Origin of the sequence: Enterococcus sp. DIV0213h (assembly GCF_051711285.1) — a bacterium.
GTDB classification, from domain to species: domain Bacteria; phylum Bacillota; class Bacilli; order Lactobacillales; family Enterococcaceae; genus Enterococcus_D; species Enterococcus_D casseliflavus.
Window position 1 is genome coordinate 367,091 of record NZ_JBIOMH010000001.1, and the last position, 24,860, is coordinate 391,950.

Annotated in this window: 23 protein-coding genes and 1 riboswitch; of the genes, 15 read left to right on the top strand and 8 right to left on the bottom strand. The window is 44.0% G+C overall.

The annotated features are described in order from the left end of the window. The first annotated feature begins 193 nt into the window (after positions 1-193). The 12 genes from IGI77_RS01775 to IGI77_RS01830 all read left to right on the top strand — a co-directional run bounded on the left by IGI77_RS01775 (position 194) and on the right by IGI77_RS01830 (position 13,305). Positions 194-5,062: a hypothetical protein gene (locus IGI77_RS01775; RefSeq protein ID WP_438769291.1), complete on the top strand. Its 4,869-nt coding sequence runs from the start codon at positions 194-196 to the stop codon at positions 5,060-5,062. Positions 5,063-5,076: 14 nt separating this feature from the next. Continuing rightward, complete coding sequence (locus IGI77_RS01780; RefSeq protein ID WP_010748658.1) at positions 5,077-5,445, top strand: LPXTG cell wall anchor domain-containing protein; 369 nt, start codon at positions 5,077-5,079, stop codon at positions 5,443-5,445. Beyond that, the gene (locus IGI77_RS01785) at positions 5,378-6,091 is read left to right on the top strand and encodes a WxL domain-containing protein (protein WP_016609549.1); all 714 of its coding nucleotides are present in this window, start codon (positions 5,378-5,380) and stop codon (positions 6,089-6,091) included. The genes IGI77_RS01780 and IGI77_RS01785 overlap by 68 nt, the downstream gene beginning before the upstream one ends. A 45-nt stretch (positions 6,092-6,136) precedes the next feature. Beyond that, entirely contained in the window at positions 6,137-6,937 is an 801-nt protein-coding gene (locus IGI77_RS01790) for a WxL domain-containing protein (protein WP_016609550.1), read from the top strand. Positions 6,938-6,948: 11 nt separating this feature from the next. Beyond that, the gene (locus IGI77_RS01795; protein ID WP_438769292.1) at positions 6,949-7,689 is read left to right on the top strand and encodes a WxL domain-containing protein; all 741 of its coding nucleotides are present in this window, start codon (positions 6,949-6,951) and stop codon (positions 7,687-7,689) included. Between the two features lie 67 nt (positions 7,690-7,756). Beyond that, complete coding sequence (locus tag IGI77_RS01800; RefSeq protein ID WP_438769293.1) at positions 7,757-8,839, top strand: DUF916 and DUF3324 domain-containing protein; 1,083 nt, start codon at positions 7,757-7,759, stop codon at positions 8,837-8,839. Further along, a complete protein-coding gene (locus IGI77_RS01805) occupies positions 8,829-9,629 on the top strand; it encodes a class A sortase (protein ID WP_151195947.1) in 801 nt (266 codons plus the stop codon). Before IGI77_RS01800 ends, IGI77_RS01805 begins: the two co-directional genes overlap by 11 nt. A gap of 44 nt (positions 9,630-9,673) precedes the next feature. Further along, positions 9,674-10,165 carry a hypothetical protein gene (locus tag IGI77_RS01810; protein WP_015508844.1) on the top strand — a complete coding sequence of 164 codons (492 nt, stop codon included), beginning with the start codon at positions 9,674-9,676 and terminating at the stop codon, positions 10,163-10,165. Further along, positions 10,143-11,603 (top strand): helix-turn-helix domain-containing protein, encoded by a 1,461-nt coding sequence (locus IGI77_RS01815; RefSeq protein WP_010748665.1) that lies wholly within the window; start codon positions 10,143-10,145, stop codon positions 11,601-11,603. The genes IGI77_RS01810 and IGI77_RS01815 overlap by 23 nt, the downstream gene beginning before the upstream one ends. Positions 11,604-11,811: 208 nt before the next feature. Further along, complete coding sequence (locus IGI77_RS01820; protein WP_005227190.1) at positions 11,812-12,381, top strand: TetR/AcrR family transcriptional regulator; 570 nt, start codon at positions 11,812-11,814, stop codon at positions 12,379-12,381. A gap of 3 nt (positions 12,382-12,384) precedes the next feature. Next, positions 12,385-12,843, top strand: a complete 459-nt coding sequence (locus IGI77_RS01825; protein ID WP_438769294.1) for a low molecular weight protein-tyrosine-phosphatase — start codon at positions 12,385-12,387, stop codon at positions 12,841-12,843. A gap of 108 nt (positions 12,844-12,951) precedes the next feature. Then, positions 12,952-13,305, top strand: a complete 354-nt coding sequence (locus IGI77_RS01830; RefSeq protein ID WP_005227192.1) for a hypothetical protein — start codon at positions 12,952-12,954, stop codon at positions 13,303-13,305. Between the two features lie 63 nt (positions 13,306-13,368). Here the strand turns inward: IGI77_RS01830 and IGI77_RS01835 are convergent, their stop codons facing one another. The 6 genes from IGI77_RS01835 to IGI77_RS01860 form a co-directional block, all read right to left on the bottom strand. Continuing rightward, entirely contained in the window at positions 13,369-13,728 is a 360-nt protein-coding gene (locus tag IGI77_RS01835; protein ID WP_074934419.1) for an iron chaperone, read from the bottom strand. A gap of 360 nt (positions 13,729-14,088) precedes the next feature. Continuing rightward, positions 14,089-15,594 carry a helix-turn-helix domain-containing protein gene (locus IGI77_RS01840; protein WP_005227194.1) on the bottom strand — a complete coding sequence of 502 codons (1,506 nt, stop codon included), beginning with the start codon at positions 15,592-15,594 and terminating at the stop codon, positions 14,089-14,091. A gap of 118 nt (positions 15,595-15,712) precedes the next feature. Then, positions 15,713-17,065 carry a branched-chain amino acid transport system II carrier protein gene (brnQ, locus tag IGI77_RS01845; RefSeq protein ID WP_438769295.1) on the bottom strand — a complete coding sequence of 451 codons (1,353 nt, stop codon included), beginning with the start codon at positions 17,063-17,065 and terminating at the stop codon, positions 15,713-15,715. Between the two features lie 204 nt (positions 17,066-17,269). Continuing rightward, positions 17,270-18,004 carry an amino acid ABC transporter ATP-binding protein gene (locus IGI77_RS01850; protein ID WP_005227196.1) on the bottom strand — a complete coding sequence of 245 codons (735 nt, stop codon included), beginning with the start codon at positions 18,002-18,004 and terminating at the stop codon, positions 17,270-17,272. Positions 18,005-18,015: 11 nt separating this feature from the next. After that, positions 18,016-19,605 (bottom strand): ABC transporter permease subunit, encoded by a 1,590-nt coding sequence (locus IGI77_RS01855; protein ID WP_016609561.1) that lies wholly within the window; start codon positions 19,603-19,605, stop codon positions 18,016-18,018. A gap of 115 nt (positions 19,606-19,720) precedes the next feature. Further along, positions 19,721-19,894: riboswitch (Lysine riboswitch) on the bottom strand. A 147-nt stretch (positions 19,895-20,041) separates the two neighbouring features. After that, positions 20,042-20,344, bottom strand: a complete 303-nt coding sequence (locus IGI77_RS01860) for a hypothetical protein (RefSeq protein WP_005227198.1) — start codon at positions 20,342-20,344, stop codon at positions 20,042-20,044. A 315-nt stretch (positions 20,345-20,659) separates the two neighbouring features. On the opposite strand from IGI77_RS01860, the gene IGI77_RS01865 reads away from it, so the two are divergent. Next, positions 20,660-21,577: an ABC transporter ATP-binding protein gene (locus IGI77_RS01865; protein ID WP_010748672.1), complete on the top strand. Its 918-nt coding sequence runs from the start codon at positions 20,660-20,662 to the stop codon at positions 21,575-21,577. A gap of 1 nt (position 21,578) precedes the next feature. Then, entirely contained in the window at positions 21,579-22,340 is a 762-nt protein-coding gene (locus tag IGI77_RS01870) for an ABC transporter permease (RefSeq protein WP_010748673.1), read from the top strand. A gap of 75 nt (positions 22,341-22,415) precedes the next feature. On the opposite strand, the gene IGI77_RS01875 is transcribed toward IGI77_RS01870, so the two are convergent. Both IGI77_RS01875 and IGI77_RS01880 read right to left on the bottom strand, forming a co-directional pair. After that, positions 22,416-23,321, bottom strand: coding sequence for a sensor histidine kinase (locus IGI77_RS01875; RefSeq protein WP_438769296.1), 906 nt, complete (start codon positions 23,319-23,321; stop codon positions 22,416-22,418). 14 nt (positions 23,322-23,335) lie between these two features. Beyond that, positions 23,336-24,004, bottom strand: coding sequence for a response regulator transcription factor (locus tag IGI77_RS01880; RefSeq protein WP_015508850.1), 669 nt, complete (start codon positions 24,002-24,004; stop codon positions 23,336-23,338). A gap of 157 nt (positions 24,005-24,161) precedes the next feature. Between IGI77_RS01880 and IGI77_RS01885 the strand changes: the two genes are divergently transcribed. Next, entirely contained in the window at positions 24,162-24,854 is a 693-nt protein-coding gene (locus IGI77_RS01885) for an NAD-dependent protein deacylase (protein ID WP_438769297.1), read from the top strand. The last annotated feature ends 6 nt before the right edge of the window (positions 24,855-24,860 follow it).

Sequence of the window (24,860 nt, forward strand, 5' to 3'; positions counted from 1 at the left end):
TCGATGAGTAACAGATAGCTCTAAGATGTGGAAGTTACAAAAATCGGAATTATGAAAAATCAATTATAATCATAATTTTGAATGGAAGAAAAAAAGAATTATAATTCTCTTTCGCCAACTCGCTAAACTAAGAGTTGTAACACAGGGCGTGCACTGCGCGATACGTTTATTTTTTTAAGATAGGAGGGATAAAGTGAAACGGTTTTTAACAACTTTACTTGTTTTTCTACTAACATCAGGTCCGTGTTTTTCATATGCAATGGTAGTGGCACAAGCCGAAAGTGTTACAAAAACAAGTGAAGAACAAAGTATGTCTTCTTCTGACCCTGTCGTTTCATCGATCGACAGTCTGGAAGAGACGAACGAAACTGAAGTGCAAGCATCTAGTGAACCTGCTTCGACAGATTCGTCTACAGGAGCCACTGACACAGCTTCATCTGAAACAGAAGCTTCATCGGAAGCTGCAGAAGAAGTACAGGTGACCTTTCTGACAGACACGGAGCATCTATTTGCTACCGGGGAAACCCGCACTCAGATCAGCAAAAACAAAGGGGAAGCACTAAAAGAAAGTGAGTTGCCAGTTTTTGAAGATGATACTGCTTTTGAAGGCTGGTCGTTAGATGGCACGGTCTATACAAGTCAAGCGTTGACCGAATTGATTCTCACGGAGAACCAAACCTTAACTGCTGTTTTTAAACCGACGGTTAAGGCAAGAGCGGCGGACATCTCGTTGGCAGAGCAATCGATCAAAGAGATCATTGCAGAAGCCGATAAAACGAAAGTGATCGCTGTACCAAGCCCAGCTGGAGATGGATCAGCATATGCGGAATACACCAATAGTGCTGAAGGCATTCGTCAAGCGTTGTTTGATATGTATCAAAACGGCAATGGCCAAGAATTTGCTTTGTATGTTGGCTCGGGTGGATCGCTATCACTGCCAACGAATCTGACTTCAAAGACGATTCCAGCCACAGTCGATAATACGAACATGACTTTTTATGCGCTACAAGGAAAAGTCAGCCGCTTGATCATCACAGGGCATAGTGATGATCCCATCACAGATGCAACAACGTTGACCACTGGGAGTCGCACGGTTGCACTTGGCACGGACATTTACTTCGGTTCTGATGTAGTGATTCGAAACCTCAACTATAGTGGTACGAGGATGTACATGAATGGGTATAGCCTTTCATTGAACGGTGGGTCCACCGGGAATGGTCTTGCGATTTATGGGGGAAGCAACAATGGCGACCTTTCGGGAAACCCAACGATCACATTGAATGCGACAGGTTCAGGAACTTGGAATATTTATGGGGGGAATCAAAACGGTGGTACATTGACCGGGAATACAGCGATTGTCGTAAATAATACAGTAGGTAATATCAGTACGATCGCTGGAGGTGCCAATATCGGTACGATTGATGGGAATACCAGTGTCACGATCAATCGTTTGAATGGGACCTTAAGTAATTATTATGGCGGTGGTTTTGGAACAAACGCTTCCAATACAGCCAATGTGACAGGCAATGTTGAAACGACGATTCAAACCACCAATGCAAGCTTCCGTTTAAGTACTTTTGCTGGTGGCGTTCAATATGGCAACATCAATGGAACGATCCGCAGTACGATCTCGGGTGCAGGCGGTTGGTCAGGTATATCCAATCGGTTTGTAGGCGGTTCATTTTATGGCAACATCGGCTCTGACCGTTCTAAGGATGCCATCGTGACCAACCTTGATGCCAGCAGCTATTCCACTGGACGGAGTGAATTTGAAGGTGGCAATCGGAATACTGGTACCATCACAGGAAACATCGTCAACACCGTGAAAGCGGGACCGAGTGCCAGCGTCGGCGGAATTGGTGATTTTAACGGCGGTGGGGGAAACAACGTTAGTACCTTGACTCAAAGTTCAATGGGGGCTTCGAATACGACGACGTATGACAATTATACTCCTGAGCAACGAGCAGCACTGGCAGAAGCAGCGGCAAGTTTTAAAGTTTATGGCGATATCACTTCTCATCTAGTCAGCGGTTCCTTTTCAAACGGTGCGATTTATTCGACGGCAGCTGGTCGAGGCGGCTATGTTGAGGGAAATACGACGATTGAAGTTGGTACGATCACTTCGGATGGTAGTCCTGGGGGAGATGGGATTGCTTACACAGGAACCAGACCGACAAATCTAGATTACTCAACGAGCAATAAAACGAGAGGCTATTCATCTGGATGGGATATCGTTGGTGGCGGCGGTTATCCAGGAACAGCTTGGGATATCTATATTAAAGGGAATACCAAAACGATCTTGAATAACACGGTTGCTCGCTGGACCTACGGTGGTTCCTTCTCAGGTGTCATTGAGGGAAATTCTTCCAATACTTTGAACTCTGGGATCGTCGATACGCTAGAAGGAACAGGCTATACTGGACGCCGTGTTTACGGAGATGGACGAACGACAGTAAATAATGGGCAAGTAGACTGGTTTTTATCTGGTGGTGGCTGGGATGACTTATTAGTGACCGGCAATGTCGCAGTAACGGTTTATGATGGGGTGATCAATGCCTCACTCGGTGCCTCTTATGGTGTCGCTTCTTCCCACACCATTAACGGAAACTCGGATAATCGAGTGTTTGGCGGAAACTTCTCAGGTACTCCGCGTACAGGGTCTAATGGTTTTTCAGGCGGTGTTACGAACAATGGACGGTTATTAGGAAATGCCAGTTTGACATTGGATTTGAGAAATTACGATGGTGAGTTTGCCCTTCCTTCTGGAACGAACATCTCAGGCGGTAATCCGTTTAACAGTACAAATATCGTTGGGACCGACAGCTCCAATACGATTACATTGAACATTTACACAAAGCCGGGGTCAGATGCGCTGAATGGGGCAACGATCTATGGTGATGGCGGACGGACTGCTAGCAATACGAGAAGCGGCAAAATTTATATGAATATCCAGGCGGAAGGATCAAGTATCGGGAATTTATACACCACGTATTATTCCAATATTTCTTCCAATCAAATTTTAAGAGATGTCGAGATGCGACTTCAAGGAGCCAAAAGTATCAATGGGATCTCAGGCGGAAACGCGTCAGATAACTTTACGAACACGATCGTAGCCAACAGCAGTAATCAAGTGAAGATGAACTTTGGTGAAAATGTCGATGGGACAGCTTCTTATCAAACTGATCCAATCGCTGTGACGGGTCTGGGGATCGTCAACTTTACCGAATTGAATGTGACAAACGGCATCAAGCTGATGGCCAATGGGGGAGACATCAAAAATGGCCGTTCAGCGACTGCTGCCAATCACGCAACGACCTATCATCAGTTCGGTAACATCCATCTTTCCAAGGATGCTGGTATCGGGATTTCTTCCGCAACGAATTTGATTTCAGGGGCGAAGTTAACGGTAGAAGACAAAGGGACGATCGAGTCGCCGCCGGGAACGGGGCGAATCAATCTCTCGGATTTCGCCACACCAGATACGGATAAAGATCATTTAACGTGGCTGAAAACGACGACCAATGATGCAGGTTCTCGAGTCAACAGTCAAGGAACGTGGTTTGGGGCGGTTAGTGCCTATCAAGTACTGACCATAAATCCAATTGCTGCTAATGCTGTAGCGATCACGCCAATCAATTTCAGCGGGATCGAAAAAGCGACTGGGAAAACCTTCATCGGGGACAACGATGTGACCAATGCAGCCAATGGGTACGGTATTGCAATACCAGGTTCGATCATTAACTACGAAGTCGAAACACCCGGAGTCGCGAATGGGATCGGTGCCATTAGTCACAATGTAACGGCAGTCAAAGAGAACAATACGCCGCTGACTTTGCAAGCATGGGGAACTGAGCAGGCGGGGACGCAGGTGCAAAAAGGGCGTTTATTGATTCCCTACACGGTAACGGAATTGCCAACATTGACGTTTACACCAGAAACCCAAACGTCCGGTTCATGGGTCTATGCGGGTCAAATCAAATCCAGCAAGCTGGATAGCACGGAGCAGCAGTTGACGGAACAACCAGATTCAGAGCCAGTTGATTGGACGAGTCCTGATGGGGAGTATAGTTACGATATCAGTGTCCGCTACTCAAATAAGGCGGAAGTCCAAGCCCGCAATGTGATCCTTACAGAGCAAGAGGCACAATCGCTGACAAAAGAACAAGCCGTGACTTATCTCGAAGCCAGAGGGCGTCCTTTCTTTAAGGATACGCTGACAGATGAGGTCTTAGCTGCGATTCAAGAACCGTTAGAAACAGCGGTCTACCGCAAACAAGCGGTCACTTTTTCCGTAGGGGAAAACGATCAGAATCAGGCAGAAACTACCGTGAATCTGGTGGTGGTCAAAAATGAAAGTGTCATTTCTGCTGATCGGCAATTTGCCGTCTATGCAAAAGATGTCCGTTTGACCTTACCAGAAGCAACGGCACTGACAGATGAAGCCGCTTTGGCAGACTATACCCAAGCAACCACGATTTTTGCAGATAATCGGGCAAATGTACCACCGACTGTCGATCCACAAGCTTTTGCCGCGATCCAGCAAGCAACGGAAGCTGAGCTGTTGAAAAATGTGTCAACGGCTTACCATTATGAAGCAGGCAGTCAACGGGCAGAAAAAGTCGTCAATGTCGCAGTTGCCGGCGAGCTTATTTTAAGCAGTGTGCCAACAGACTTTGATTTTGGACAGCAGAAAGTTGCTACAGAAACACAAGATTATTGGCCAACGATCACAGGCGAGCTAGCAGTGAAAGATACGAGAGGGTCCGAACGGAGTCCATGGCGCTTGACGGTCAAAGAGCAACAGCCATTAACGGATGGGACAGATCAATTAACCGATGTCTTCCGCTTTGTGACAAACGGTCAAGAACAGATGATAACCAGTGGGGAAATGATCATCGAGGAAACGGAATTGACAGAAAATGGCACATACGTCGTGAACCAGCACTGGGGCGAAAGTCAGAATGAAGGAATCAAGCTTACCGTTCCAGTCGAACAGCAAAAAGTCGGGGACTATCAAGGAACCTTGAGCTGGCAGCTAGTTTCGGCACCTGGCAACCCATAAAGGCAGGAAAATAAATGAAAAAAATCATGATCGGTATTATTGCTGGCTGTCTATTAATGTTTCCTCAGCTCGTTTCAGCAGCCGAAGCAGGTGCCTATGACAGCAATGGCATTACTTCCTTTTTCGGTGTCTATGAAGAACCAGTTGAGGAGCCAGAAGAGCCCGTAAAAGAACAGCCAGGGAATAAACAAGTAAATCAAAAAGGCAACAACATTCTGCCGGCAACAGGGTCGGATCACTTTAATAGCTATCAAAGCAGTGGTCTTGTCGTTTTGTTGGCAGCAGGAATCATTTTAATCAAAAGGAGAACAAAAAATGAAAAAACTTTTCTTGACGGCAGGCATTCTATTGATGAGCACTGCTCTGTTACCAACAACCGTTAATGCCGCTGAATACACCTCAAATGGAGCAATCACTTTTGAAGCGGACCCGAATCCAACCAATCCAGTTGATCCGACCGATCCAGAAAAACCAGTGGATCCCGTCGATCCAACCGATCCAGATGGACCAAACCCTGGAACAGCTGGACCATTATCGATCGATTTTGCTTCAAGCTTTCAATTTGGCAACCAATTGATCACTTCCGAAACAAAAGATTATTACGCACAGCTGCAAGAGTTCACAGCTGGCGCTGCTGGACCAAACTATGTGCAAGTAACAGATAAACGAGGAACGCAAGAAGGCTGGTCATTGAGCGTTGTGCAAAACGGACAATTCAAAACGGCTGATGACGAAGAACTAGTCGGGGCTTCATTATCGATCGCCTCAGGTGCAGCAACTTCGGTCACCGATATGCAGTATGCACCAACGGTTACGGCAAGTCATACCTTTGTACCCGATAGTGAAATCACATTGGTCAACGCACCTGTCGGAAAAGGAATGGGCACTTGGATCTACAAGTTTGGGAACGATGCAACGGAAGGGTCAACGGCAGTAAAATTAAATGTACCAGGCAGTTCCGTAAAATTAGCCAAAGAGTATCGGACGACATTGACTTGGAATTTAAAGAATGTCCCTGAAAGCAATTAAAATCACTGATTTTCAGTAAAACAGATAAAGGAGTGTCAAATAGAAATGAAAAAAACAGCATGGGTCTTTTTAAGTCTTGCCGTATTGGCAGCAGCGAGTGCAGCAACTGAGGTTTCAGCAGCTGAAGCGGCTTCTTACACCTCAAATGGGGCGGTTGATTTTATTCCAAATACCGATCCGACGAACCCAGTCAATCCAGAAAATCCAGATCCAGAAAACCCAGTCAATCCTGTGGATCCAACCGATCCAGATGGACCAAACCCTGGAACGAATGGACCATTATCGATCGATTATGCCTCTAGCTTAGATTTTGGCGTCAATAAAATCTCCAATAAAAATGAAGTCTATTATGCACGAGCACAAGGGTATTTGAATGACGATGACACAGTTTCTACATTAAAAACTGCCAATTATGTTCAAGTAACGGATAATCGCGGTAGCAATGCCGGTTGGCGGTTGTCTGTGAAGCAAAATGGTCAATTCAAAAACGAATCGACGTTGAATCAAGAATTGACTGGTTCTGTCATTACTCTAACAAGTCCTGCCGTTAAATCAAATGCGATCGGCGTTACTGCTCCAGTGGCAGAAGCGACGATCACATTGGATGCAGCAGGTGCTGAATCAGTGGTGATGACCGCAGCAAATCAAACGGGTGCTGGAACATGGGTCAACGCTTGGGGAAGCGTTGAGACGGTCACTGAAATAGATAAGGATGGCCAAGAAGTACAAGCAGATGTTACCAAAGCGGTCGCACTTTCTGTACCCGGCAGCACACCAAAAGATGCCGTTAGCTACACGACTACACTAACTTGGGTATTATCAGATACACCAGGAACGGAAGGATAAGGAGTATAGACATGAAAAAAACACTAGCATTTCTCTCAGTATTAGGGCTAAGCTTCGCTGCTCCTGTGCTGGCACAAGCAGCGGACAGCGCAGAATACAATTCAAACGGACAGATCACTTTTGAACCAAATACAGACCCAACCAATCCAATCAGTCCAACAGACCCAGATCCAGAAAATCCGATCAAACCAGTTGACCCAACGGACCCAGATGGACCAAATCCAGGAACCAACGGACCGTTATCGATTGATTTTGCTTCAAGCCTTTACTTTGGTACGCAAAAAATCACCTCAAAAACAGAGATCTACCATGCGGAAACCCAAAAATACGTAGATTCAGCAAATGTGAATCAAGAAGGACCAAATTTTGTCCAAGTGACAGACAATCGGGGAACAGAGAGCGGTTGGACATTGAATGTTCGCCAAAATGGTCAGTTCAAAACAGCAGAAGATCAAGAATTGTCCGCCGCGCAAATTCGCTTGACGAAGGGAACTGTAGTAACACCTTCCTTGTCACCAAAACCATCAAATGTGAGTTCAACGATCACATTGAATCCAAATGGTGCCCAATCCTTAGTGATGAGTGCCCAAGATGGCGAAGGGGCAGGGACCTATCTAATGAGCTGGGGCGATAGTTTAGCTGCAGCTATGGATAGCATTGAGTTGGAAGTTCCAGGCTCAACGACAAAATATGCCAGCCAATACAACACCACGTTTACTTGGTTACTGACAGACACACCAACAAACCCATAAGTACCAGCTTTCTCCTTGAACCCTTTCGAGGTTTAAGGAGAATACATAGAAAGAAGGGACATCCATCATGAAAAAAATCAACCAGCTTTTGGCGCTCCTATTCGCAAGTATTTTCTTTTTTGTACCAACGATAGGAACCGCTTCTGAATTTAACTTTGCCGTCAATCCCGTAATTCCAGAAAATCAAATCGATAAAGAAAAAACTTATTTTGACTTGAAAATGGCGCCGGGTACGGTACAAACCGTTGAAGTTCAATTGCGTAATGACACCGATCAAGAGGTCGTCATCGTGCCAGTGATCGCTTCAGCTACCACAAACTTAAACGGAGTCGTGGAATATGGCGAAAACGACATCGAAGCGGACGAAACCTTGCCTTATGATATGGCTGATTTGATTGAAGTGGATGAAGAGATCACGATCCCCAAACAATCCCAAATCACCTTGCCCTTAAAGATCACCATGCCTTCAGAATCCTTTGAAGGAGTCATCGCAGGCGGATTGACCTTAAAAGAGACGACAGAGGAAGCCGATACTGCTGACAGTGAAGAAGAGCAAGGGTTAGCTATCAAGAATGAGTATGCCTATGTCGTTGCGATTTTACTGCGACAAAACACAACAGAAGTTTCACCGGATCTAAAACTGCTGGATGTTGGACCAGGTCAAGTCAACGCCCGAAATACTATCAATGTCACCCTTCAAAATCCTGAAGCAGCTTACTTGAATTCATTACGCCTGATCAATGAAGTGAAGAAAAAAGGTGATAGCGACGTCTTGTATTCTTCGGATACCTCACGAATGCAAATGGCACCTAATTCCAACTTCTCGTACCCAATCTCTTTAGAAGGACAACGTTTAGAAGCAGGGACCTACGTGTTGACTTCCGTTGCCTATGGTGGAAAAAGCGATGAAGGGCAATACAAAATTGAAAATGAAGAAGGCGAAGAAGAAAGCTATCTCTATAAATGGACCTTCGAAAAAGAATTTACAGTGACGGGAGAGGTCGCACGTGATCTTAATAAGAAGGATGTGACGATCGAAACAGATTACACATGGCTTTATTTCTTGATCGGCGGACTGTTGCTACTACTCGCCTTGCTGCTGCTTTTATGGTACCGACGAAAGAAAAAAAATGAAACGGATGAAGCGTGAGCGCCTTGAGAAATGCTTGATCGATGGGTTGATCATCGTAGGTATCCTTTTGCTGGCACTGCCTTTTCTAAAAGAAAGCATCGTCAGTTGGCAATTACGCACCACGCAATTGACGATAGCCACCCAACTGCCGGCAACGATCCCAGAAGAAGAAACGATCCAAATGCCAGCTCTGTCAGATGTATTGGCGCCTCAGCCGACAACGATCACTGGGTACGGCTTTGTCGCAATCGAGGCGATCGATTTCCAGCAGCCGCTGTTGGTGGGACTAACGAATCAACAGCTGCTGAGAGGCGGCGTCGTGATGTTTCCCGAACGTTCGTTGAAAAATAGCAATTTTGTCGTTTTAGGGCATCATCTTGGCAGACAAAGTTTGTTATTTGGTCAATTGCTAGAAGCACAGGTGGGGATGGAAGTATCAGTGACCTATCTCGAGGAGAGTCAACAGTATATCATCACGGATAAAAAAATCGTAGACGAGTCGGACTTGTCGGTGCTAGAGGAAGAACAGACACCAAAATTGACCTTGATCACTTGTCCTACGCCTACTCGAACAGAAGAACGGTACGTGCTGACAGCGATTCCTGTTGAGCAGGCGACTGCCGATCACCCACAAAAACCAGCGGCGACAATCAGCACGCCGAAAGCAGCAAAAGTGATGGTTGAAAAACAAGAAACGGTATGGAAACAACAATCAATGAAAAATTGGTTTCTTTTATTTGTTATTTTATTTATAATTAGTGGATGTCTGCTGGGCGCCCATAAGTTGTTGGACCGTTCAGCGTCGTAGAAACATCATCAGAAGATGCGCTGATGATAAGGAGGGTGAATAAAATGAAACGCAGATTTGGCTTTGTCATTGGTGCGTGCATGATTATCGGAATGATCGATCTTGTTACAGAACAAGTCGTTTTTGCGACCATTTATAATCCGCTGGACCCCTCAGAAGAAATCGTCCCCACGGACCCACCAGAAGAAATACCAGAAAAAGTGGAGGAACCGCCAACTGAAATGGAAGAATCCAAAGAACAACCCGCGCCTGAACCAGAAACCGTTCCGAAAAAAGAGCCGGAGCGATCCTCACTGTCAGAAAGCAGTTTTTTGGAAAAGCAAAAACATTTTGCCCAACGAGTCATGCTGGAGGATGTCTTTGCGCCGGATCGTTTGAACGTCGATCTAGCACTGCCAGGAAATAATACAGATGGTGATGGCGATGATAAGCCTTCTTATCTTGCCAGCTTGTGCTACTTATTTTCAGGAAACGTCCTTTATGGCCAAAAAAACAATGGAGGCTTGAAAACGCATGTTTGTGACATTTTTGAATAAGGCGGACAAACGAAAACTGGTGATGCTGCAATATTTGGAAAACGCAGTCGCTCTTTCGGAAACGAAGGAAACATTGATGGATCAATTGACCATGTCGGAATTTTTGATCAACAAAACCGTTCAAGAATTGAATCTTGATTTTTATGAACTTGGATTGAACGAGGAATTTGAGATCGTGACCGATGGGACGGTCATTAAACTGAATGCCTCGGGGCTGGCAACTTCCGATACACTGCTGACCTATTATTTGGATCAAGCGTTGAAATTTTCCATGTTGAAAGAATGTTTTTTTGAGCAATTGTCTTCTTTATACGAATTTGCCACCAATCACTATTTAAGCCATAATCCCGTCTATAAAGAATTTAAACAGTTCAAACTGATCTTGAAAGAATATGATATTGAAGTGACGAAAGAATTTCAGCTGGTTGGGGAGGAAAGTGAGATCAGGGAATTTATTTTTCTCTTTTTTATGAAGGAATACTATCTGAATCATTCGCCTTTTCCAAAAGAAATCCTAGAAAAAGAAAAGACCTTTGATCGTTTTAATGAAAGCACCTGGCTTAAACCAGAACAGTCTGCTCGCATGCGGATTCGCAAGAAACATTATCTAGGAATCGTTTTGGCACGGATGACGAATGGTCATTACCTGCAAAACAGCGTGGAAAATGATTTAGTCTTGCCCAAACATCTCGTGATCATTGAGGAATTGAAACGCTGGCTGCAGGAGATTTTGACGATCACCGATCAAGAAGTGCTAGAGCGTGAAGCTCGAGATATTTTGCGCTTTTTGATCGTTGAGGGCTGGCTGATCGACAACAATAGCTACATCGATCAAGAACAAACCTATATCCAACAATTAAACGAGCATTTTATTCAGGCCGTCCAACAGCAGTTTTCCTTAACCGCAGATACGTTGGCACTTCTTCATGCTGAAACGACAACGATCCATTATCAGCTCTTGTCGTTTTCCTTTAGTTCTCGCTATGAATACCAATATATGGATGTGACGTATTTTCTTGAAACCTATCCAGAATATGCTGCCTTTTGCCGTAACTATCTGGAAGAAAGCCGCAACCGGCCGATCTTATGGAACAATAAAGAGTTTTTGTTTTTCAGGTACCTGATTCTGTTGATTTCCACGATTCCGCTAAAAGAGATTTTGGTTCCCTTGTATGTCTGCGTGGACTTTTCATTTGGCGATTCCTACAATCAGATGATCCAAAAGAATATCGAAAAAATCCTCGATTTAAATGTCCAATTCCAAAGTTACCCAGATGATCATACGCATCTGATTCTTTCAAACTTACCCTTTTATGGTGCATTGGGGATCGACCATATCTTATGGCTGGCACCACCTAGACCCATCGACTGGGCCAATTTCACTGAAAAAGTCAGTGTGATTCGAAGAGAACAGTTTCAAACCAAAATGGCACAATGAGCAACCTGCCGTTTGACTATCGAAAGCAACGTCTGCCTCAAATGGAGGCAGGCGTTTTTTGTAGAAACCTGTCCTATTTAAAAAGCGCCCAGGAATCTATTGCTCTGATGAAGGTTTCGGGGAAGGTCTGTGAAAAAGGACCATTTGATAGGATTTTTTTTTGCAGGAAAATTTGGTATGATAGAAAGAGAAGAAAAAGAGGTGCCCTATGATGGATGGGAAACAAACGAAGGCTGTGATTGGCCAGACATTGATCACCCTTTGTGAGACCAAAGAAGTGAATAAAATCAGCGTACAGGAGATCGCCGAAAAGGCGCAAGTCAATCGGCAGACGTTTTACTACCATTTTCCTGATAAAAAAGCTTTGATCCAATGGATCTATCGGCAAGATGCCCTGATTTTTTTGACGACAGAAGATGTCTCCCTTGATAACTGGGAAGAAGCCGCCTTGCGCATGCTGAAAGCAATGAAACAAGCGCCGGCCTTTTACCGCAAATCACTGGCTTATGACCGCGAAATCTTAATGAACGGATTTCTACAGATCACAGAACCGCTTTTTCAGCGCTTGTTCTTGGAGGTCGATCAAGAGCAACAATTGACGAAACAAGACATTCTATTTTATAGCCGGTTCTTTTCCTACGGCTGCGGAGGCATTTTGGAAAATTGGATTCATAACGACTTTCCAGAGACCCCATTAGAGATTGCAACGCAATTGTTTCGTTTGGCGAAGGATGTGGAATTTTTTGGCCACCAAATCTATGAAAAAGAGGAGCAGTGAGCGATGACGAAAGTTTTATTTGTTTGTTTAGGTAATATTTGCCGTTCCCCCATGGCAGAAGCTATTTATAAAGCAGAAATAGCAAAACGCAAATTGGATTGGCAGATCGCTTCGGCAGCGACCAGCTCATGGGAAGTCGGACATTCTGCTCATCCCGGAACCAAAAAAAGATTGCGTCAAGCAGGCTTATCCAGCGAGGGACTCATTTCACGGCAGATCACAGAAGCAGACTTTGCCAAATTTGACTGGATCATCGGTATGGATCAAAGCAATGTTGAAACACTTCAAGCGCTGGCACCTGCCGATACCACCGCAAAGATTCGTTCGTATTTGAGTGTTGTTCCTGGCAAAGAAACCGCGGAAGTACCAGATCCTTATTATACAGGAGATTTCGAAGAGACCTATCAACTGCTACAAGAAGGAATTCCTTTTTGGCTAGAGGTTATTTCTTCTGAAAAATAAGGCGTGTTCGCTTGTATTTTACCAAAAATTTGCTAAAATAGAACCATGGAAATGCGAACGTATGTGTGGTTTTTATAAACTGCTGCAACGCGCAGAAAGGAATGTCCAATGGAAAAGAAACCATCGCCCATCAAACAATTGGGCAAACTCATTGTGATGACATCCACAACGTTGCTGGATACCTTTTTCAGTGATGATGCTGACAAGAAGAATCAGTCTGAAAAAGTCAAAGAAATCCAGCGAACGCTGCAAGAGGCAGCCGCTGCCAAGCACCTGGTCGTGCTGCAAGTAAAAACAGAGAAATTGGGTGGTTTTGAAACCGTTACCGGCTGGATCGTCGGCAAAACGGTAGCAAAAGAACAAGTTGTCTTGAAATTACAAAGCGACCGTCAGCAGCTGCGGATTATTCCCCTGCATCATGTGCTGAAAGTTAGCACCTTGAATACAAAACCTGGCTTGTAGACAAGCCTGTGCATAGCAAAAAAACCGCTGCGTCATTAGACACAGCGGTTTTTTTATTGCTGGTTAAGCGTGCTTGTTTTTGACTTCTGCGAGTCGCCAAGCGGTCATCACAGCGATCAGTTCGTAAGGGATCGGCTGTGCAAAAGGAAACTGAACCGCCCCTTTACTGGTTTTGTAGGGTTGTAGGTCTTCTTGGAAGGCCGTGATCGCAGAAGGCGTGGGATAAAAGCCAAGATGCTGTTTGGCGCAGGCAAAATGCACGATATTTTCTCCCTGATGATAGGTAGGCATTTGATAACTGATTTTTTCAACCGCTTCAGGTAAAACGGCTTTGATGGTTTGACGGACCTTTTTTAAAGTCGCTTGTCGTTCTGCTGGAGCTGCTGCAATGTATTGGTCAACTGTCGTAATGGCTTTTGTCATAGGACACCTCCTGGCTTTAGTATACGGCAAACCCCGTAAGAAAAAAAGGAGCCTGTCAGTGGGTAGCTGACAGGCAAGGAGTAAAAATGAAAAGTGTTAGTTAGGGTTGTTTGTTGGGTTATGTATACTATACTGTCCAAATATGAATTTTTTGTGGAGAAAAGATTGGAAAGTGTTTAAGTTTGCTGGCTGCGAAAAGAAGCAAAAAAAGACCCGTCGGTGGGTGGCCGACGGGAAGGAGTTAAAAATGAAAAAGTGTTAGTTAGGGTTGTTTGTTGGTATACATAGAGTATACGAGATAAATATGAATATTTTGTGACAAATCTTTTCGGAAGTTCTTAAGAAACCGTAACGGTTTGATTACAGAGAAAGGTTCTTTTCATCAAAACGGTTTTTCAAGGTACGATACAAATCAATGTATTGCCGATCATCTGCCGCATAATCCCAAATATAACTCATTTTTTCTGGTTTGAGTTTTTTCATCAACTGATTGGAACTAACGATGACATCATAGTTTTCTTGCTGGTTTAGATCATAAGGTTCTGCTGCTACGAAGGTCAAGTCATGTAAGAATTGATTCAATCCTTGAACGACTAAGAAATTGTCTTCTAACGCAACCCCTACCCGTAAACGATTCGAATAACGGATTTGATCATAAAACGGCAGCAGGGCGTGGGTATACATCGTTGCCATCTGCTCTTGGTTTTCATCGTTGATATAGTCCACTGCGGATTCTTCGCGATAACTCGTTAAGAATTCATCGATTTTTTGCTGCAGCTGCTCTTCAGCAGACCCGCGATTGATCGATGGCGTCAGCAAGCGATAGATATTTGGAAACGGCTGACGGAAAACGTAGTTGCCGAAAGTCACATTGATTAAATTACCCACGACCAATGGCTCATCTAACAGGCCAGGTTGTGAAGCAAAGAAGGTTGCTTTCATCTCTGCTAACAAGTCTGCGACTAATGGATAAACTGGGTTTTGTTTGCTTGAAAAGAATTGCAAGGTTTGTTGCAACGCTTCTTCTTCAGGACTCAAATAGAATGGGAAGATTTGCGCCATCAAGTAAATAAACCCTGATTCGCCTTTTAATTGTTTGTCTGTCATTGAAACTTCAGGATCAACGACTTGTGTCAAACGCTCAAAATCGAAATATGGATTATTTTTCATTAGGAAATTGTACCGCTTGTCGTATTTGGCAAAATTTCCTTTTTTGATTCGTAAAAGAATCAAGGCGGCGAAATACTTCAACTCTAATCGGCCAAGATAAGAATGAGTCATTGGGAAGTACTCCGTGAATCGATCCACCATTTTTTCTGTCTCACTCTCAGCGATCGCAAATGGCCATTCTATTCCACGAGTACCTAACCAAATGATATTGAATAGGGAGAGCCGCACAAGACGCTCATCGCCCACCAAGTTTGATTCAGTGTACGTAAAGCGAAGCTGAAATTGCTTCAAATGTTTTTTTAGATGTTCAAATTTGCGAGACACCGTTGAACGACTGACATCGTATTTTGCACAAAAATCCGTGATCGTAGGATGGTCTTCATTCAGCATGTAAAGAACATATAAGAACGGAACGCTTTTATTCAATAAATAGAAGCGGTATTCATCGATCGTTACCGCGATATTCTGAGGCTGTAATTTACCGCCACGACCGAGTATCGACATATGATCCGGAGTTAACTCAGTTAGATCTTGGTCGATCTCAGTCAACTCTATAAAAGCTTGTTGGTAGCTTAACTCCATTTCCTTTGCCAATTGTGCGATTGGGTGGCTAGGGTTTTGCAGAGTCAGCATACGCCGGAATATTTTAAATTTAATTAATGTTTGCGGGTCCATCATAAGTTCTTCATAAAACATAGGTATCCTCCTTTGTGGCTCTATTGTATCTTTTTTTTACGAAACTGTCAGTCTTTTTAATCAAAAAAATAGCCTACCCTTTAAAAAAAGGTAGGTTATTTTCATCTTTTTAACTAATTTAGGCTGAAACAGGGTCTTTTTTGAACCACGACCATAGCAAACCGATCAAAAATCCGATCGCAGCCGGTACGACCCACCCCATCCCGATTTGGAAGAAGGGCAGATATTCTGACGCAAAAGACAAGATTCCTTGCACGAAAGCGTTGTTGGTAATCAGTGCAGGACTTGCATTTAAACCGTCGATGATTGCAGCGATCAATGTGAAGTATGTCGTCATTCGATAGACACTGGCACGATGATGAAACAAGGGACTGATGATCGCCAACAAAATCAACGTGATCGCCAGTGGATAGATAAACATCAAGACTGGAATAGAAAACTCGATGATATTGGTCAAGCCGACATTGGCGAAGATCGCTGGCAAGATACTTGTCAAAGCGATAAAGAACCCGTAGCTTTGCTTGGGAAACAATCCAGTAAAGGTTTCGGAAAAAGCCGTGATCAAACCAATGGCAGTTTTTAAACAAGCGGAGATAACGATCAAAGCCAACAGCAGACTGCCGACAGTGCCAAGGTAATGGTTGGCGATTTGTGCTAAAGCGATCCCCCCGTTTTCGCTGATAGGAAATTGCCCTAGACTTTTGGTTCCCATATAAGAAAGTAAGGTATAGATGATCCCCATCAACACGATGCTGACAGAACCAGAAAGGATCGTGTCTTTTGCGACCGTCGTAGGTTTTTCAACCCCCATATTGCGAATCGTCGAGACGATGATGATCCCGAAGGCTAAAGATGCCAGCGCATCAAGGGTATTGTAACCGTTGGTGAAACCAGTAAAGAAAGCATCGCTTTGATAGCTAGGATAGATCGGCGCATCGCTGATGGTTCCTAGAGGTTGCCAAAAAGCAAAAAACAGCAAAACGCCTAGTAAGACCAGAAATAATGGATTCAAAAATTTCCCTACATAATCTAAGATTTTGCTTGGTTTACGAGAAAACCACCAGGCAGCGCCAAAGAAGAGGGCAGAAAACAACGCCAATAACCAAGTTTGCATGTCAGATGAAACATGGGGAGCGATCCCGATCTCATAAGAAGTGGTAGCCAAACGGGGCAAAGCAAAGAACGGCCCGATCACTAAATAAAGCAAAATCGTAAAAATAAGTGCGTAGCGTCGATTGATTCGAGAAGCTAATTCAAAAACACCGCTGCTCTGGGAAACCCCAATGGCGATCACCCCTAAAAACGGTAAGCCGATCCCTGTTACTAAAAAGCCAAGATTGGCCAAGCCGACATTCGCACCGGCTTCTTGTCCCATGTGGACTGGGAAAATCAGATTTCCCGCACCAAAGAAAAGACCAAAAAGCATTGATCCAACATACATATAATCCTTAAACTGTAACTTTTTTTCCATAAATGAAAGCTCCTATAATTCCTTAGTTTTAAAAAAAATAACAAAGTTTCTAACAAATAGCAATGGTTTTTTGTGATTTTTTGATAAATTCTGACAATTGTCGTTTAGAGAATAAAAAAACACTTAGCATTAAATTATTCCAAGCGTACTGAAAAAGGACGAAAAAGCTCGGAAGAAGATCGCTAAGTGTTTCAAGACAGAAAATTAATTCAACACACGGGAAAGGAATTCTTTGGTGCGCTGTTCTTTTGGATGAATAAAGATATCTTCAGGTGTCCCTTGTTCGGCAATGACACCTTGATCCATAAAGATGACCCGATCAGATACTTCTTTGGCAAAGCCCATTTCGTGGGTAACGATCACCATCGTCAAGCCAGTATGAGCTAACGTATTCATGGTCTTCAACACTTCACCGACCATTTCTGGATCCAGTGCAGAAGTCGGCTCATCAAACAACATGACATCTGGATTCATCGATAAGGCACGGGCAATGGCTACCCGTTGTTTTTGTCCGCCTGAAAGCTGGGAAGGCTTGGCGTTGGCATATTGAGCCATACCGACTTGCTCCAGATTTTCTTTGGCAGTCGCTTCTGCTTCTTTGCGATCACGTTTCAAAACAGTGACTTGTCCCGTCACGCAGTTTTCTAATACATTCATATTGTTGAATAGGTTAAAGGATTGGAAAACCATTCCTAGATGCGTACGGTATTTCGGCAAGTCATAGCCTTTTTCCAGCACATTTTCACCTAAGTAGATGATTTGCCCACTGGTTGGTTTTTCTAACAAGTTGATGCAGCGAAGAAGTGTGGATTTTCCTGAACCAGAAGAACCGATGATCGTGACAACTTCTCCTTTATTAACAGACAAACTGATGTCTTTTAAGACTTCGTTGTCGCCAAAACTCTTTTTTAAATGGTCAATTTCAATGATTGCTGACATGTTCTTCCTCCTTATTCGTTCGGGTTGATGTCTTCTAATTTGACATACGCACTGGGACCGTCCATTTTGCGTTCAACAAAGCGCAAGATCTGGGTGGCACTGATGGTCAAGACTAAGTAGATCACACCGATGATCGCAAATGTTTGGAAGTATTGGAAGTTCGTTCCAGCGGCTGATGTACCTTGGAAGAAGAGGTCCGCAACACTGATGACACTTAAGACAGCAGTATCTTTGATATTGATAATGATCTCATTTCCGGTAGCTGGTAAAATATTGCGCATTACTTGCGGCAACACGACTTTGATCATGGTTTGCCAATGGGTCATTCCGATGGCTTGAGCTGCTTCAAATTGGCCGTCATCTACAGCAAAAATCCCTCCACGAACGATTTCAGACATGTAGGCACCCGTATTGATAGAAACGATCAGCACGGCTGCCAGCGTGCGATTCATGGAGACGCCAAAGGCTAGAGCCGTTCCGTAGAAAATAACCATTGCCTGAACCATCATTGGGGTACCGCGGAAAACTTCGATATAGATGGTCAGCAGGCCATTGACGATTCGTTGGAAGAAACGTCCTACTGGATTTTCTGAAAGCGGCAGTGTCCGGAAGATACCGACTAAAAGACCGATGATCAATCCGATGATCGTTGAAAGGATCGCGATGAATAAGGTCAAGCCAGCGCCTCGTAAAAAGAGCATGCCGTAATCATCAATGATTTTTTTGAAATCAGCGATCAGGCCTTGATCCGCCGTTTCTCCGCTGGCATCTGCAGGCTGATCTAAGACTGCTTGATCCATCAGGGAAACCCGTTCTTCTTCAGAGATTCCTGCAAGGATCTCATTGACTTTTTCAACATCGGGATCGCCTTTGCGCATCCCGACTGCTACTTGGACGTCTTCTGGATTGGTTTCAAAACCTGCTCCTTCATCGAACTCGACCATCTTCAAATCAGGATTTGCTCCGACGGCAGTGACGCCTTCTGGTCGTTCGCTGACGTAGCCGTCAATGATGCCCGAAGCTAAAGCAACGCGCATGGAGGAGAAGTCCCGCATGGCTTGTTCTTTTTGGACCTCAGGGATTTGATCAATGACCGTATAATGGAAGGTATTCAGCTGAGCAGTGATTTTTGCCCCCGAAAGATCGGCGAGGCTTTTGGCATCGGCGAATGCTCCATCTTTACGTACTACGACCACCAAGTCGGATTCATAGTAAGGATCGGTAAAATCAATTTGCTCGCGGCGTTCGGCCGTTGGTGACATACCAGCGATGACGGCATCGATAGTCCCCGCCTGTAAAGCTGGCGGCAGACCGTCCCATTGGGTTTTAACGATCACTAATTCCTTGCCTAAACCTTCAGCGATTCGTTTGGCGATCTGGACATCGTAACCGCCGGCAAACGCCGAGCCTTCTTCCCCAGAAATCGGCACGGCACCATTGGCGTCCGTCGTTTGCGTCCAGTTGAAGGGGGCATAGCCTGCCTCCATACCGACACGGAATTGTTCCGCAGGCGTTTGGTCATCCGCTTGCACGGTTAGGGGCAGCTGAATGAGGGTTAGACAGAGGGCGAAGACCGCCCAGATCCAATTATTTTTTTTCATTTTATCTCTTTCCTTTCACGAGTTGGACAAGCAGGTAAGGATGAAAAAGCAAAAAAACAGCCGTACTCCATGATTGGAAAACGGCTGTTGACAGGTCATCGTCGACAAACCTTTCACAAAACATAGCGCAACTTAGACAAGCTAAGACAGTCCGCAAATTGTTCATTTGCGGCCCAACAAAATCGATGCAAGCAAAACCGATCTTGTTTCGGCGATGTTCCCTAGCTCTGCTGTAAACGTGTTGCTTCACTCAGCAGGATTAATGAACCTCGCGACCTCTACCTAAATGTTAAAGGGTACTCGTATTTAATTTGATTCTTCTCAGAGTTTAGAAGAAAAGCACCCAAATGTCAATTCTTTTTAACAAAAAAACGACCATTTCCCTATTTTTATCAAAGAGAAAGCGGATCGTTTTTACGAGTGTCTATTGGAACCCTTAAGCGACTTTCGCTTTTGGTTCACGGCCTAAAACAGCTTGGATGACTGTCAAGCCAAGCAATAAGCCAAGTGCTAGATAGATGAGGCTTGAGTATTGTGTAACGCCCCAATCTTGTCCTAAGGTACGGTAAACCACAAGGACGATGGCTTGAATGATTGCTGTGATGACATTTAAAAAGCCGAATGCCCATAAATTGCCATTTTCTTTACGTGCTAAATAGAAGATAGAGAAATATAAGCTGACTGCCAACCAACCGAAACTGATAATGATCATTGCCCAATAAATAATAGCTGCTACCAATGTATTTCACCTCACTTTGATTCGTGACTAGTTTACCACGTTTTTTGTTCCTTGTCATGAAGGAATCTCTTTCTTTGTGAGGCAAAAAACAAAGCGCAAAAGCTGCAGCAAAATGATCGTTTGCTATATTTATTGCTGGAGGGTTTTCTATCAAAGAGAGATTTTCTTCAAAAGGTGCATTTTCAGCTGTGTATAATAGAAATAAGTTGTTTTTTGCAAAAAAATACGAGTTAAGAATCAATTAATAATTAGTTAATAGCTGATTTAGATCTGCTTGCTAGAATGATCACAGAAGCAAGCAAGGAGGAAGTAGAAATGGAAAATGTTCTTAAAATCAAAGGATTAAACAAGCGTTACGGCAAACAGCTGGCGTTGCATGATGTCGATCTAACGATCGCCAAAGGAGATATTTATGGATTGGTAGGGAGAAATGGTGCTGGGAAGACGACCTTACTAAAAGCGATCGTGCAGTTGATCCAACCCACCAGTGGCAGTCTGCAGTTGTTTGGTGTTGAAGGCGGCAAAGCGTACATCCAGATGCTGAAACGGGTCGGTAATGTGATTGAGACCCCAGTCGCATACGACCAATTGACCGCAGAACAAAATTTGAACTATTATTGCAAAATCAGCGGGGTGGTGGAACCTGATGCCGTTAGTAAAGCACTGGCGTTTGTTGGTTTGACCAATGTCGGCAACAAGAAATACCGTGATTTTTCTTTAGGGATGAAACAAAAACTGGGCTTAGCGATTGCTTTGTTGAATCAGCCAGATTTTCTAATTTTAGATGAACCGATCAATGGCTTGGATCCTGTCGCGATCGTTGAATTTCGAGAGTTGCTTTTACGATTGAATCAAGAACGCGGCATGACGATTTTGATCTCCAGCCATATTTTAGAAGAGTTGTACTTAGTGGCTACACGCTTTGGGGTCATTAGTGAGGGGCGTCTGATCAAAGAGATGACCAAACACGAATTCGATCTGATGGCGAAACGGTTTATTCAATTAGAAGTCGATGATGTAGCCACAGCTAGCCGCTTACTGGACAGTCAGCTGATTTCTGAATATAAAGTTGTCAGTGACCACAAGATCCACATCTACCAAGAAAATGTATTGATTCGTGATCTAATCCGTCAATTGGTTTATGAAGGGATCGCTATCGACCAGATTTCTTTTGAAGGGGAAAACCTAGAGTCGTATTTCAAAGAGTTAGTGACAAGTGAAGGGGGAAATTAAGATGTTGAATTTTATTCGGGCAGATTTGTATCGTTTATCTAAAAGTAAAAGTTTTTGGATCACAGAAGGAATTATTTTATTGTTGGTGATTTTAGCGGTTGTTTCAAATGGTGACGTGGGAGTCACCCTGGGAGATAGTACGCAAACCACAGGCAGCCTTGCCGAAATGACGGGCTTTCTTGCGATCCAGACCAGCCTGTCTTCCATGCTATTATATTATTCACTGCCGTTAGTGATGCAAGTTTTAGGGAGTGAGTACACGAAAGGGACGATGAAGAATATCATTACCGTCGGTGTTTCTAAACCCGCCTATCTCTTTGGAAAATTCTTGGTGTATGCGTTGGTACTTGTCTTGCAAATTTTGGCTATTTGCTTAGTGAGCTTTGTTGCGGGAACGATCATTGGCGGTACCGGCTTTGAAGACATCTCTCAGCTAGAAAACTTAGTGTATTATTTCGCTGGCTTTGTATTGATCTTATTGGCTACCTCATCCTTTGCCTTGTTGGTGTTGTATTTGACTAAAAATACAGCAGTCAGCGTATTGGCGACGATCTTTATTCCAATGGGCTTTGCGATTGCACGTTTTTCTTTGCCAACCTGGAAATTCTTAGAATACTTGGATTTCCAAGGCGGATTAGAGATGGTGACTATGACCACTTTCAAAACGTGGGAAATGGTTCAACCAATTTTTGTCGGGAGTCTGATCAGTTTGTTGCTTTGTCTTTTGGCTGCACATCTGGTGTTTAAGAGACAAGAATTATAAAGAAAAGAAAAACGTCCAACAGGACCGACCGCAAAAGGTCAGACTGTTGGGCGTTTTTGTCCGTGTAGCCAGTGTTTAATGGGACTTAGCAGACTGCTGCCAAGCCAAAGTCAAACGAAACGTCTCTTCGGTTGTATCCAATTGAATCTTGCCCTCTAATGCATGAGTCAATGCCGCGATGATATACAGACCAAGTCCAGCTTGCTGTTTGTGCCGTGAAAGGTCTTCCGTATAAAAGCGGTGAGTCAATTTTTCTGGGTGCTGGATCGGTGTCCTCAGCTGATTTTCCTGTTGGAAAACGATGCGGTCTCCTTGTTGTTTCAAGCGGATCGTTCCCGTTTCATTGCCATGTTCCAGCAGATTACCAAGGACATTTTGAAAAATACGCTGCCAACTTTTTTTATCTGAAATGATCATGATATTGGGTTGGATTGCAACCGTCAGTGATAAATGGTTTTCCTTAAAAGAAGGATAGAGCTGGAGCAGTTCCTCCTCCAGCAAACGAGAAAGATCGAATTCTTCTAAGGTCAAAGCCAGTTGATTGTCTTTGAGGCGCTGATAGGTCAATAACTGTTCCAGATGATTTTCGACTTTTTCTAAATTACTGCTGACTTTTTCCAACAGTTGCAGCTGTTGGTTGTCGAGGGTCGTATCGGCTTGCAGCAGTTGTGTGTAGCCGCTGGCGACCGTTAAAGGGGTGCGCAAGTCGTGAGAGATATTTTGAATGGCTTGTTCCAATTGCTGGTTTTCTTGCAGCATTTGATAGTGTTGCTGCTTATTTTTTCTAAGTATCTGATTGTTTAACAAGGCGATCGCTTTTAAAGCGGGCACTCGGGTCTGCAAATGGATCTCTTGATTTGTTTCGATTTCGCTGATTCTTGCTAATTGTTGGTGGTACTTTTTCAGATCATACAGTAAAAATAGCCAGTAACCGATCAATAAAGCAACGATCAAGGCAGCGAAAAACTGAAGTATATGCATGGGGTTCCTCCTTTTTAAGCTAGCTTGATGCCGATGCCCCAGACAGTATCGATATACGCTTCCTCTGGATCGAGTGTTTTGATTTTGCTGCGTAAATGGCTGATATGGACATTGATCGTGTTTTCTTCACCGTAATAGGGTTCTTGCCAAACAGCTTCATAGAGCATTTCTTTCGTATAAACTTTTTTGGGGTTGGCTAAGAGCAGGGAAAAAATCTCAAACTCCTTTTTCTTCAACTGAACCGTTGCTTCTCCTCGTTGCAGCTGAAACGAGTCAGGCAACAGTTGAATGTTTTTATACGAGAGGCTGCTGGCAACAGGAGGGGCTTGTTTATTTGTGCGCAACTGAACAATGATACGGGCTTTTAATTCTTCGACATTGAAGGGTTTGGTCAAGTAATCATTGGCACCCGCCAGCAAAAGGGTGGAAACATCGGCTGGTTCATCTAAGGCAGTCAAGATAATGACGGGGACCGTGGAGGTTTGGCGGATCTCTTGCAAGACTTGTGTCCCATCTTTACCAGGGAGCATTCGATCTAGCAAAATCAAGTCGAAAGCATCTTGCTGAAAAAGTAGCAGACCTTCCGTGCCTGAATAGGCTTGCTGGACAGTATAGTCAGCTGCTAAAATAGTAGCCAACATTTCGCTGATCTCATTGTTGTCTTCGATAATCAAAATTTTCATTTGGTTTTCCCATTCTCCTTGCATTTATTTCATCTATTATAAGCAATTCCGCACGAAAAAGCATTAGTTGCTTTTAAAAAAGAAAATGGCTGATTTTTCGCAAAAACGGTTCTTTTTCGGTTAGAATAAGAGAAAAGCCATAAAGGAAGTTAGAACGATGAAGGTATCTATTGAGCAAGCAATCGCAGCGGTCACCGCCGCATCATCCGTGACCTTTTTGACGGGGGCTGGTGTTTCGACCCCATCTGGCATTCCTGATTACCGTTCCTTAAAAGGGGTCTATCAAGGAGTGGCACAGCCAGAGTATTTGTTAAGCCATGACTGTTTAGAAAACGAACCGGAAACATTTTATCAGTTCGTCAAGCACCTCTACCATCCTCAAGCACAGCCTAATATCATTCATCAAAAAATGGCTGAGCTGCAAGCGAAGAAAACCGTCTGGGTCGTTTCGCAAAACATCGATGGCTTGCATGAAAAAGCAAGCAGTCACCAAAGAATCGATTTTCACGGCTCTTTGTACAACTGTTATTGCCGAAAATGCGGCAATCAGGTACCTTGGCAAGCGTATTTGCAAGATTGGCACCATGCAGGGTGCGGTGGTCAGATTCGGCCAGCGATCGTGCTTTACGGGGAAGGATTTACTGATGAAACCATTGAAGGAGCCATTCAAGCCGTTGCTCAAGCCGACCTGACGGTGGTCGTGGGGACTTCGCTGCAAGTCTATCCTTTTGCAGGGCTAGTCGATTACAGCCAGCAGGTGTTGGTCATCAATAAGGAACCATTGGCGATCCCGAATGAATATGGCATGTTGACCGCAGCAGCCGAAACGTTTTTCCAGAAAATTGAATGAAGGAGT